General features: G+C 31.4%; 11 protein-coding genes. 6 read left to right on the top strand and 5 right to left on the bottom strand.

The window, feature by feature from the left end; translation table 11 throughout:
• Positions 1–81 precede the first annotated feature (81 nt).
• Positions 82–240 (top strand): hypothetical protein, encoded by a 159-nt coding sequence (locus KTC94_RS04690; protein ID WP_216303751.1) that lies wholly within the window; start codon positions 82–84, stop codon positions 238–240.
• A gap of 249 nt (positions 241–489) precedes the next feature.
• Complete coding sequence (locus KTC94_RS04685) at positions 490–2,034, top strand: M4 family metallopeptidase (protein ID WP_216303750.1); 1,545 nt, start codon at positions 490–492, stop codon at positions 2,032–2,034.
• Between the two features lie 95 nt (positions 2,035–2,129).
• Here KTC94_RS04685 and KTC94_RS04680 read toward each other — a convergent pair whose 3' ends face one another.
• From KTC94_RS04680 to KTC94_RS04670, 3 genes are all read right to left on the bottom strand, one after another.
• Complete coding sequence (locus tag KTC94_RS04680; protein WP_304518695.1) at positions 2,130–2,951, bottom strand: endonuclease I family protein; 822 nt, start codon at positions 2,949–2,951, stop codon at positions 2,130–2,132.
• 388 nt (positions 2,952–3,339) lie between these two features.
• Entirely contained in the window at positions 3,340–3,831 is a 492-nt protein-coding gene (locus tag KTC94_RS04675; protein ID WP_216303749.1) for a hypothetical protein, read from the bottom strand.
• Positions 3,832–3,860: 29 nt separating this feature from the next.
• Complete coding sequence (locus tag KTC94_RS04670; protein ID WP_253198236.1) at positions 3,861–4,259, bottom strand: hypothetical protein; 399 nt, start codon at positions 4,257–4,259, stop codon at positions 3,861–3,863.
• A 251-nt stretch (positions 4,260–4,510) separates the two neighbouring features.
• On the opposite strand from KTC94_RS04670, the gene KTC94_RS04665 reads away from it, so the two are divergent.
• A complete protein-coding gene (locus KTC94_RS04665; RefSeq protein WP_220320076.1) occupies positions 4,511–5,977 on the top strand; it encodes an amino acid permease in 1,467 nt (488 codons plus the stop codon).
• 396 nt (positions 5,978–6,373) lie between these two features.
• Positions 6,374–7,672 (top strand): branched-chain amino acid transport system II carrier protein, encoded by a 1,299-nt coding sequence (brnQ, locus tag KTC94_RS04660; RefSeq protein WP_304518716.1) that lies wholly within the window; start codon positions 6,374–6,376, stop codon positions 7,670–7,672.
• 56 nt (positions 7,673–7,728) lie between these two features.
• Here the strand turns inward: brnQ and KTC94_RS04655 are convergent, their stop codons facing one another.
• Together KTC94_RS04655 and KTC94_RS04650 are read right to left on the bottom strand one after the other, a co-directional pair.
• Positions 7,729–8,550 (bottom strand): response regulator, encoded by an 822-nt coding sequence (locus tag KTC94_RS04655; RefSeq protein WP_216303746.1) that lies wholly within the window; start codon positions 8,548–8,550, stop codon positions 7,729–7,731.
• Between the two features lie 17 nt (positions 8,551–8,567).
• On the bottom strand, positions 8,568–10,328 hold the full coding sequence (locus KTC94_RS04650; RefSeq protein ID WP_220320078.1) for a sensor histidine kinase: 1,761 nt from the start codon (positions 10,326–10,328) through the stop codon (positions 8,568–8,570).
• 361 nt (positions 10,329–10,689) lie between these two features.
• Between KTC94_RS04650 and KTC94_RS04645 the strand changes: the two genes are divergently transcribed.
• Both KTC94_RS04645 and KTC94_RS04640 read left to right on the top strand, forming a co-directional pair.
• Positions 10,690–11,955: an ABC transporter substrate-binding protein gene (locus tag KTC94_RS04645; protein WP_216303744.1), complete on the top strand. Its 1,266-nt coding sequence runs from the start codon at positions 10,690–10,692 to the stop codon at positions 11,953–11,955.
• Positions 11,956–12,079: 124 nt separating this feature from the next.
• On the top strand, positions 12,080–12,949 hold the full coding sequence (locus KTC94_RS04640) for a carbohydrate ABC transporter permease (RefSeq protein ID WP_216303743.1): 870 nt from the start codon (positions 12,080–12,082) through the stop codon (positions 12,947–12,949).

Raw genomic sequence — 12,949 nt, 5'->3', positions numbered from 1 at the left:
GAAAATAATAAAGATATGTAATTACACTGTATTGAGAACTAAGTCAGGTAAATTAAATAATAAAGGAGGCACAAATTGTTTATGAATACAATTGATGAAATAAAACTTGAAATATATAAAAATGACATGTTATCTGAATTAGGAGTTGAATTGTATAAATTAAATAATAAAGATATTGAGTGTTTAGACGACGCAATATTATTTAGTAATGAGGGAGATAGACTTAAAAAATTATTATAGAAGAATGTGAGGTCGAGTTCTGCAATGGGAAGTTAAGGCAGAGGCGCTTTGGGGAAAATCATACTAATAAGCAAAAACCAGCAGTGTTTTATTTTGACTGCTGGTTTTTGCTGTTTTATTCAAAAAAATAAAAAAAATGTCATATATTATGTTGCGAAATTAGTTGACTATAAAGAATATTCTCTTTATTATATAAGTAGTTATATACATAAAAACACTGTATATACAAATTATAGAGGGGGAGATTATATGAAAAAAGCAATTTCAATCTTAACTGCAATGGCAATGGTGGTTTTAATTAATCCAGCTAATGCAAATGCATCACAAGGAAAGCCGGCAAATTTTGTGAAGGTACAATCATCAGAAAAATTGTCAAAAGACATGAATGGCGTGCATAAATTCTTTAAGGGAAATAAAACCGTAGTTGAAGATTCAGTGAATAAGTTGGAAGAAGTAAAATCAAATGATGATAAATTGGGTTTTAAACATATCAAAACTCAACAAATGGTAAATGATATTCCGGTTTATGGTAATGAATATATCGTTCATTTTAATCAAAAGGGTGAAGTATATGCTGTAAATGGTAAATATGATGCTAACGCAAAAAATGCAAAAATAAATAAAGAACAGTTAATAGGTGAAAACAAAGCTCTTGAAATTGCAAAAACGCAAGTTAAATTTGATAAGCTTGAGGCGGATCCAACTACTAAACTTTACCTATACAATATAAATGATAAATATGTTCCAGTTTATGTTGTTTCATTAAGCTTTCTATCACCAACACCAGGAAATTGGAAGTTCTTTATAAATGCTGAAAATGGAGATATAGTAAAAAAAGGCAATAAAATATCTAAGGTTGCTGCTACAGGAACAGGTTTAGGTGTACTTAATGATTCTAAATCATTAAATCTTGACAAGGTTGATGTACGTAACAAGGTTCAATATCAATTAAGAGATACAACAAGAGGTAAGGGCATAACTACTACTTCAGCGGCTAATACTACTAACAAAATTGGTTCTATCGTCTATTCAACTACAAACGTAATTAATGATAAAGCTGCTGTAGATGCACATTACTATGCAGGAGTTGTATATGATTATTATAAAACTAAATTCAATAGAAATGGTTTTGATGGAAAAGATATGGAAATTAAATCTACAGTTCACTACGCTAAGAACTATGTTAATGCTTTTTGGAATGGAACTCGAATGATTTATGGAGATGGGGATGGTATTGATTCTATTGAATTATCTGGAGCTTTAGATGTAGTGGGTCACGAAATGACACATGCAGTAGATGAAAAAACAGCAAATCTTGATTATGAATTTCAATCTGGAGCATTAAATGAATCTATGTCAGATGCTTTTGGTGCATTCATCGAAAATTATGGACAAGCTGATAAATTTGACTGGTTAATGGGTGAAGATGTTTGGACACCTAAAGTAGAGGGTGATGCATTAAGAGATATATCCAATCCAACTAAATATGGCGATCCAGATAATATGAGTAAATTTGTAGTTACTCCTAATACGCTAGAGGGAGATTGGGGTGGAGTTCATACAAACAGTGGAATTCCAAACAAAGCTTGTTATCTTATAGCTTCTAATGATAACGTAGGGATAGCTAAAGCAGAACAAATTTATTACAGTGCTTTATCTAATTATTTAATTGCAACTTCTAACTTCCACGATGCAAGACTTGCACTTGTTCAATCCGCAACAGATCTTTACGGTGCAGATGGATCAGAAGTTGCTGCGGTAAATGCAGCTTGGGATGCAGTAGGAGTAAAGTAAAGAATGGACTATTTGATGCTGATTGTGATAATTTAATAGATTAGGATTAAAAAAACTAACTCGAATTTTTATTTTTGAGTTAGTTTTTTTAGTTATTAGTTCCAAATCAAATTTGCCCATTCTGGATGATCTATAAATGGATTTCTGTTGTGTTGATAATTCTTATAGATTACATCATTTCTGTGTCTTTCAAAAGCATCAACTGGATCCTGGGCATTCCATTGTAATAAAACAGATAATTTACCTATATAAGGAGCTGTATTATTATTAGTTAATTCGTTTAGCTCTAAATTCACTTCTCCATGCTCTCCTTCATAGCGGATTGCCATATAAAACAGCATCCTAGCGATATCCCCTTTTACGCTATCTCTTGGTTCAAAGGAATCACTATCAGATTTACATAGAGGTGCTTCAGAGTTAGGTGTACCACCCATATCAAAGTCTAAATTCCCTCTTGCGCTGTTTACAGATACATCGGCTGGTCTAAGGTGATGCAAATCTGTTCCAGCTCCTGCGGTAGTTCCAAAATTACCATGTGATTTTGCAAATACATGTTCTCTATTCCAATTATCTACTCCGCCTCCATTTGTAAGCTCTCCTTGAGAACGTCCGGTATAAAGCAAGATCACGTTATTTGCATTGTTTGGGTCTTCATCTGTATTTCTTAATGCATCCCAAACCTGTTTATAAGAAAGCTTAGTATGATTATCAATGATATCATTTAATGTTGATTTAAGACTTATGCCTGTTTTACCAATTGCAGATGCATAGTAGGTATTATCGTATGGTGAAGTAGTACTTGAAGCTGTAGGTTGCCTAGCTAGATGACCTTGTACTGCTTTTAAGGTGTTGTTTTGTGTAGCTGCAAATGATAAGTCAAATAAAAAAGACGAAAGAACAAAGGATAAAATAAGCACAAAACTAATTACGAAGCTTCCTTTTTTGAAAGTTTTCTTATTCGAAATTAACGCCCCCTAATAATAATTTAACATAATTAATAAAATGTATAACTTTCCCCATAGCATCTAAACTTAATTCATATAAAATATCTATATGCTTTTAGGTGATAAATTATTTCATTGATTATTAAATAATATAAATAAACACAAAAGGAATGGCTTATTTCCCTTGCAGAGATTGGAATTGATTCAGATAAGCTGTGTTGATAAAAACTATAAAAAATTGCCCGTCACATCACCAATCTTTTAGAGAGAAAGACTGGAAATGAAACGAACAATCTATGTTAATATAGTTATGGGAGCCAAAGTGGATTTTTCAACGACATTAAAAATACAAAAAACTCATCTAACACATAACAATAATTTTATATGGTGTGGTCTGAGCCGGTATACTCTTTGTGGTAGCACCATAGACAATAATTAGATTTCGATTTGCAGGGCTATTGCTAAATGATTGCCCATTTTCTAAAACTATCTGAGTAGTTGGGGCAATGTTTAATCTTAAATTATTATCACTACTAACCAACTTATCGTTAAAATAGTCTACTTTCACATTTTGATGTTGTGTATCTCTTGCCATAACAATTGCTCTAAATTGTGGCGGAAAAATGAGCGGAACAGGTGCATTTGCATCATAAAAGCCAGTTACCATATCTCCAGGTGTCACCATTACATGGTCTACAAAGTAAGTAGTTGGCGTCACCACGAAATTAACTAAAGCTCCATATCCGTTTTCTACAGACATTAATTTATAACATCCCACGCCTTCTTCATTTGCCCCTATCCAAAAGTCATTAATCATGGTAATCATACCATGGAAAGGTTGGAATTTTTCCATCTTTATTCCTCGATTCTTTAATTAATATTTTAAAAACATTGGAAACTATTAATATTTCTCAAATCCATTCCGAAAAATCTCCATCTATTTCTATTCCAGCGGAAACCGGATATAGATCTAGGACCAACAAATGTAAGCCATGCCCAGAAGCCTCTTTCTCTCCTTGGCCATATATATACAAATCTATAGAGGCAAGGTCTAATTGCACCTGGGTCTATAGCTAGAGGGGTAGCACCAAATTGTTGTGATTGAGGCTGCGATGGTGTAAAGTTTGGAGGTGCAGAAGACGGTCCACCCTGAGGCCCTTGAGCGAAGGATGTAAAATCATCTATTTGTCTGTATGGATACATTAAAGGGAAATCTTGAGTTTCTAGTTCATAGTTATACGTTGGATTATAAAATCTAATAGTATCTTCATCAATATACATTTAACTAACTCCTTAAAGTATTTACAATACAGTATATGATTACTTATAGATTTTGTTATTCTTAATTTTAGGGGATTGTAGTAGAAAAGCAAATTGAGTTAAGTGAATTTAATAATAATATATAAATAATGTAAAATATTGCAAAAAAGTGTGAATGATGTTAATATGAAAAGGATTTATAGAAAATTTTAGGAAATGAAAGATTTGTAAACGATTCCTAGAATATTAATTAATTGGAGGGGGTTCATAATATGAATGGGACAGGGGTTAAAAAACTTACATGGAAAAATCTAGCGCTGATGGCTTTTGTTATGGTATGGGGATTTGGGAATGTTGTTAATAACTTTGCAAATCAAGGGTTAAAAGTTGTTGGATCATGGATAATTATTATTTCATTATATTTTATACCTTATGCATTAATGGTAGGGGAATTAGGTTCTACATTTAAGGACGGAAAAGCAGGAGTTAGTACATGGATAAAATCTACAATGGGTACAAAATTAGCTTACTTAGCAGGTTGGACTTATTGGGTAGTGCATGTACCATATTTAGCACAAAAACCCCAGTCAATTTTAATAGCATTAGGATGGGTAGTAACACAAAATGGAAAATTCATTAATGGTTTTAGCCCATTAGTGTTACAATCAGTAACATTAGTACTATTTTTATTTTTCCTGTGGTTTGCTTCAAGAGGTGTTAATTCATTGAAAAAAATAGGAACCATAGCAGGAACATCAGTATTTGTAATGTCAATGTTATACATAGTGATGATGATTGCAGCACCTTCAATTACAGGAGTGAAAATTGCAACAGCACACATAACATTAAAATCTTTTATTCCGGATTTTAACTTTGCATACTTTACTACAATATCTATGCTGGTGTTTGCGATAGGTGGCTGTGAAAAAATAGCACCTTATGTTAACGATACAAAAGAGCCATCAAAAAATTTCCCAAAGGGAATGATTGTACTTGCTATAATGGTAGCAATGTCAGCATTATTAGGTTCAGTTGCAATGGGAATGATGTTTGATGGAAATAACATACCAGTAGATTTAAAAATGAATGGACAGTACTACGCATTTAAAACATTGGGTAATTACTATGGCGTAGGAAATTTATTTTTAATTTTATATGCAATTGCGAATATGCTTGCTCAAATTTCTGCATTAGCGTTCTCCATTGATGCTCCTTTAAAAATATTATTTGCAGAAGGAGATAAAAAATATATTCCTGCTAGTCTAATGAAAACAAATAAATATGGCGCTCCAATTAATGGATACAAAATGACTGCTGTTTTAGTTGGAATTTTAATAATTGTACCAGCCTTAGGTATTGGAGATATGAATACCCTGTACAACTGGTTATTAGATCTAAATTCAATTGTTATGCCAATAAGATATTTGTGGGTATTCTTAGCATACATGGCTTTAAGAGGCTTTGCTAAAAAGAAATTCTCTTCTGAATATAAATTTATAAAAAATGATAAGATAGCATTCATAATAGGTTCATGGTGTTTTGCATTTACTGCATTTGCATGCATTATGGGAATGTTCCCAAAAGTAAAACCAAGCTCATCAGAGTATACTTTCCAACTTGTGCTTAATTTATTAACACCATTTATACTTTTATGCTTAGGATTAATATTGCCTCTAATTGTAAAAATATCAAATAAACGAATTACCATAAATAAAACAAATATTACAAAAAAATCTTAGAATATATCTTAAAATCTAAGGGGAAATAATAAAAATTGACTTAAGCGGATAAAGCCCTAAATTCCATGGGCTAAGGCCGTTTAATTTTTTTTGTAGTCTAATTCCATTACTAAGGGAAATTGACAGTAAACTGAAAAAATGGTAAGATGGGATATTAATAATAATTTTAGATCTAAAGTTGAAAGGAGAATTGTATAATTTTTTCGAGTACAGGTAATTGTTTGTATTTAAGGAGAAAGTAATCATTGTAATAGCTGAATTACAATTTACCGACAAGTTCTGTTTCTATTTATATGAATATGAAGTTAATATGTACAAAGTAAATCATCTTTAAAAGAAGTACTGATTTATTTATTATAAAAACTATAAAGATTAATTAAGAGGGAGGTTACATAAATCAAAAATTCAACAAAGCATTCAATAGTTATAGGTTTTGCATTATTTGCAATGTTCTTTGGCGCAGGAAACCTAATTTTTCCACCAACATTAGGAAAAGCAGCAGGGAACTCAGTTTTATTATCAATTATAGGCTTTCTTATTACAGGAGTTTGTCTTCCTCTATGTGCAATAATTGCCTGTGCTAAAATTAATGGTACTTTCGAAAAAATGGCAGATAGGGTAGGTCCAATATTTTCTGTGATAGTCTCTATTGCTTTAATTCTTGTAATAGGACCTTTATTCGCAATTCCAAGAACTGCTGCAACAACTTTTGAACTGGGAATACATCCTTTATTTCCATTAATTGGACAAAACATATCGATTATAGCTTTTTTTGCAATAGTGCTTGCATTTGCGCTTAAACCTTCTTCAATAATTGATAATATAGGTAAAATACTTACACCAGCACTTTTATTAATGTTAACTATAATTATAGTTAAAGGAATAATAGATCCTATTGGGCCAACTGTATCTACATCTTACCAAGGTGGATTCTCAAAAGCTTTAATAGAAGGATATCAAACAATGGATGCTATGACTGGTGTTATATTTTCATCAATAATTCTTGCATCTATTAGGGCAAGAGGTTATGAAAACTCAAAAGATATAATGAGGATAACTATGAAATCGGCTGTAGTGTCTTTAATCGGTTTATCCTTTGTATATACTGGACTTATGTACCTTGGAACTCAAACGACTACTTTGTTCTCAAAAAGTATATCTAGAACTAGTCTGGTTACAGAAATTGTTAGATTAGACCTAGGTAGTATTGGTAGTGTTATACTTAGTTTATGTGTTACTATTGCATGTTTAACGACTGCTATAGGAATACTTTCAGCTGGATCAAAATTCTTTGCTAAACTTTCTAAGGGGAAATTATCTTATAAAAGTATTGCTATTAGTATGGCTTTAGTAAGTGGAGTAATGGCTACAAAGGATGTTGATAGTTTAATTAAATTGGCAGGTCCAGTTTTACAAATTATATATCCAATTGTAATTGTTCTAATAGTTACTACCTTGCTTGGCGATATAGTGAAAAATAATAAGGTAGTTGCTATAACTACCTACACAGTTTTAATAGTAAGTGTTTTAAATACTATAAATTATTTAACAGCAAATAGCATTGGGTTCTTTAAATATGTTCCTTTATCCAATCTAGGATTTGCATGGATTATACCAGCTATACTTGCTTTTGTGATTTCTAACAATTTAGTGAAATTAAATGAAATTACTAAAAATAGAGGATTAGTGGATTAATCCACTAGAATCTTTTAAGTTATAAAGACTACATAAAAACTGGAAGCTTTTGATTCCTATTCATTATTAAAAATCTTATTTCGATACTCCGTAGGTTTTAAACCAGTATTATTTTTAAAGAGTTTATTGAAATAAGTTACGTCTGTAAAACCTATCATTGCTGAAACCTCATAAATTTTATATTGGGGTTGAAGTAATAGTTTTTTAGCCTCATCAATACGTATTTCACTTAAGATATCAATAAAGTTACTACCAGTCTCTTTTTTTATCAGCTTACTAAGGTACCAGGTACTGATATATAAATAGGCTGATACATCTTTTAAGGTTAAGCCCATAGCTACATTCTCCTTCATAAAAGACAGGGCTTTAACTACAAGAAACTTAGAACTTTTTTCATTAGTATTAAGTGATTTATCTTCCATGATTGTAACGTCATCACTTAAATTGTAATTTTCTTTAACTTTTCTTTTCAAATTCTTAAAGATTTCTTCATTTGATTTTACTTTTTTAAGTTCAATAATAGCTTCTTTAATGGAGAGGATTAATTCCTTAGTATTTGTGGGTTTAAGAAGAAATCTAAAGGCTCCAAGTTTAACAGCTTGTTGGGCATACTCAAAATCTCTAAAGCCAGATAATATTATTATTTTACATTCATGCTTATGTTTTTCTAGTTTAGAGATCATTTCTAAACCATTTAAACCTGGCATCCTAATGTCAGTGAAGACAATGTCAGGTTGCATTGATGAAATCATTTCTAGTCCTTCATCCCCGTCTGAGGCTTCACCTATAACGCTGCACCCTAATGAATTCCAATCAATAACAGTTTTTAGGCCTTCTCTTATGATTTCTTCGTCATCAATTATAAGTACTTTAAACATTTAATATACACTCCCTTTTATATGTCGGCGGGTACTTTAATTGTAACAATCGTACACATACCCTCTTGACTTTCTATTGTTAGTCCGTAATCTTTACCATAAAGTAGTCTAATTCTGCGATGCACATTAATTACGCCTATCTTAGAATTATCCAAGAAATTTTCTGACTCTGGAAATTTATCATCACTCATGTCTTCTATTAGGGCTAGTAATTTGCTTTTTTCAATACCTAACCCGTCATCTGCCACAGTAATAATTAGTTGATTGTTTTCCTTCTTTATTATAATATCTACTGTTCCTCCACCCTTTTTCATTTCAAGTCCATGGTATATTGTGTTTTCAATTATAGGTTGAATTAAAAGCTTAGGAAGCCTGTTATTTAGGGTGTCTTCATCAATATTTAAATTAAATCCTATTTTCTTTCCAAATCGTTTCTGTATTAAGAATTTATAGCTTTGGATATATTCGATTTCTTTATAAACAGGAATAAATTTCTCGTTGCTCCTATTTAGGTTTGCTTCTATAATGTACGAAAAAGCAGAAATCATTTCACTGACCTCATCATCACCGTGAATTTTTGCTTTCCAGTTAATGGACTCAAGTGTATTATATAAAAAATGAGGATTAATTTGAGCTTGCAATGCATTAATTTCAGCTTGCTTCATTACAATTTGCTCTTTATATACTGTATCAATTAGGGTCTTTATGTTTTTCGACATTTTATTAAAGGTACGAAATACGAAACCAAATTCATCCTTGCGATCACTTTCTATTATTACACCCATATTACCATTTTCTATTTCCTTCATTCTTTTTATTAATACCTTCAGTGGATGTATCATTGTATTATATAAGTAATTTATAAGTAATAAGCAAATGGGAAGAGTGGCTATACATAGAATTATACTAAATTTGGCTACCTTTCGTATCTCTTTAAACAATACGTTTCCTGAAATTCCAACAACAAGTTTCCATTTGGTTGGTTTAATTGTGTCATATATCATATATAGAGAGTCACTTTTAGTCTTTATCTCTCCTTCACCTTTGTCTAAATTAGAATTAAGAAAAGATTGTATGGATTTATTAGTATTTACATCAAAACTATCATTTATAAATATTAATTGGCCATCGCTACTATAGAGACCCAAAGTTTGCTTTGAGTTAATCATGGTATTGTTAAATATTTCCATAAAACATTGATTATCTATTTTAAGGGCTAAAAGACCCACTACCTTATTCACATTTAATGAATCGTATATGGATTTTGCTAAGTATATACCATCTATTTTCCCGTTTTTACTTGCTACATACCACACTGGAGAGCCTTTTCCTTTTATGGCTATCTCATTTAACTTATCCATATTAGCGTAACAATCCGTAGTAGCAGCAAAGGCTCTATTTGCTTGAAAAACCTTTCCACTATCAGAGTATTTAATGAGAATTTCGTTTAGCTCATATTTAGCGAAAAGTAAAGATTGTAAATACCGTTGAAAACTGTTTTCATATATAAAATCTAAATTATTAGTATTAATTAAAGTGTTTGTATCAATTATTTTACTATCATAAAAAAGCTGTATAGAGTAAAGGTTAAGCTTATCCATTCTGTCTGAAAGCGAATGGGTTAGTTGTTGGGCCGCACTTTGATAGTCCATTATAGTTTTTTCTTTAATCGTTTTTGAATAATTCACATATCCTAAATAGCCAATAATTATTATAGGATAAAGAATGAATAGAATTGCAATAATAATAAGCTTGGATTTCATAGAATGTTTTGTCATAATAAAAGTCCTTTCATAAGCTGATTTTAATTTTAATATGTTTTCTATAAGTATACCTTATATTAGGCTGAATGAATTCCGGAACTAATTATATATTAAAAAGAAATTATCACAAAAAAAGCATTGATTCAAATGTGTAAACTACCATATTTTGGAGACAAGCCAAAATAAACAAATAAATACCAATATGGACTGATTTAAGTTTTTGATATGAATGTTATAATATGATTGTAAGTAAGAAGTATCATGTAAACATTTACTTGCTAATTTGAAAAGATTCAATCAGTATTATTAATAAGCACAAAGCTCATAATTTAATATTTTAATAATATTGTAGAAATAAAAATAGGGGGATATCAAAATGAAGAAATCCAAAAAATTGTTTTGTTTGCTCATGACAACTGCTGTTTTAACTTCAGCTTTAGCTGGATGCGGTAGCAAGAATTCAGCTACAAGTACAACAGTTGCAGAGGAGACGGAAGTAACAATTAGAGTAGAAACAACTTTTACTGGTGCAGACCCATACACCGAAGTATGGCAACAGGCTATAAAAGATTTCCAAGCTAAAAATCCGAAAATTAAAGTTATAGATGAAGCTACTTCTGCTGCAAGTGAGGCTTTTAAAACAAAAATAAATACTGATTTCGCTTCAGGTAATGAACCAGATGTAACATACGGATTTAATAGCGCATCTGGAAAACCGCTTGTTGATTCCGGTAAGGTAATTTCTTGGGAAGATGAATTAGCTAAGGATGCTACTTGGGCTGCAAACTTTAAGAAATCAGGACTAGATGCTGCAAAGTATAATGGTAAGCTTTATGCACTTCCTTACATTGGTTTTTTTGAAGGAGTATGGATAAATACCGATTTATTTAAGAATAACGGACTTGAGATTCCTAAGACTTATGAAGATATTATAAAGGCTATTCCAGTACTTAATGCAAAGAACATAACCCCAATCGCTTGTTCGTTTGCTGAAGAACCACATTATTTAATTGAGACATTATTACTTTCACAAGGTGGAGCTTCCGGTCATAGTAAATTATTTGATGCGAGTTGGGCTCCAGCACTTGCATTAACTAAAGACCTTTATGATAAAAAAGCATTTACAAAAGATGCCTTAACAATTAAACAAGCTGCTTGTTCTCAGGCTTTTGCTGATAAGAAAGCTGCAATGTTTATTTCAGGTTCTTGGGCAGGTGGAGCATTTCAGGGTATGGAAAATGTTAGTGTAATACCGTTCCCACTAGTACCAGGTGCAAAAGCTAATGCTAATGACATCATTGGTGGTACAGGCACAGGTTGGTATGTAACTAAGGCTCTTAATGATAAGAAAAATGGAGCTGGTATTAAATTTGTTAAGTTTATGACAGAGCCAGAACAACTCGCTAAGTTTGCTGAAAAAGGAGGGGTTCCACTTGAAAATGTACCATCTTCAACTACAGGTGGTGCACTAGCAAAAAATATCGGTGACTTTACGACTAAAGCTACTAGCATGACTGGTCCTGCTGGAGATAATATGAATCAGGAAGCCTTTACAGCTATATGGAAAGGTATGCAATATATAGCTTCTGGAAAGAAGACATCACAACAAGTACTCGATGAGGCACAAAAATTAGTAAAATAGTCAAGACTCAGTAGTAATATCTCTAATTAATAATATTTTTAATTAATAATACACAATGCTCAATATATAATAAATTTTATTGATCATTGTGTATTTTAAAATAATGTTTCGGGGAGTAATGAATATGATTTTAAAGGATAAAAAATATGCTTTTTTATTTTTAGCGCCAGCCCTTACTTTAATTACGGTTTTTCTATTCAATCCGCTAATCCAAACATTATATTTTAGTTTAACTGATTGGCATTATTTTTCAATGAAAAAGTCTTTTATTGGTTTAGAAAATTATCGGAGACTTCTACATGACCCAGTAGTTGGGATAGCAATTAAAAACACACTATTATTAATAGTATTATGTATTATATTTGAAATTGGATTCGCTCTACTCCTTGCTATGTTAATGGATGGAGTCAAGAGGGGTTTTAAGATTTATAGGACAGTTTTCTTTTTTCCTGTTGTAGTATCAGGTTCCGCAATAGGACTTTTGTTCTCACTTACATATCAGTATGATGCAGGTCTTTTGAATAACATTTTAGGTGTATTTGGTATGTCAAAGACAATATGGCTAACTGAAAAATCTTCAGCATTACTTTCTATGATGCCGTATATTTGGCAAATGACAGGTTTTTATTTTGTAATATTTATGACCGCACTTACAAAAATACCAAGTGATATATATGAATCAGCATCTTTGGATGGTGCAACGGGATTAACCAAATCAATATATATAACACTTCCACTTATAAGGGATGTAATAATTACAACTATTGCTTTGGTAATTACATCAGCTATAAAGGTTTTTGATATTATATTTACAATAACGCAGGGTGGTCCTATGAATTCAAGTCAGGTTTTGAGCACATATATATATCAAACTACATTCCAATCTATGAATCAAGGCTATGGGTCTGCACTATCTATTCTTATGGTTGTTATAGGAATTGGTTTGACTATTATTACTACATTAATATCAAGGAAAGATCCAATAAGTTATTAG

The sequence above is a fragment of the Clostridium sp. CM028 genome (genome assembly GCF_030585565.1).
In the GTDB taxonomy this organism is placed as follows: domain Bacteria; phylum Bacillota; class Clostridia; order Clostridiales; family Clostridiaceae; genus Clostridium_AD; species Clostridium_AD estertheticum_B.
Note: the sequence above shows the minus strand (reverse complement) of the source record. Positions and strands in the feature narration are given on the sequence as shown.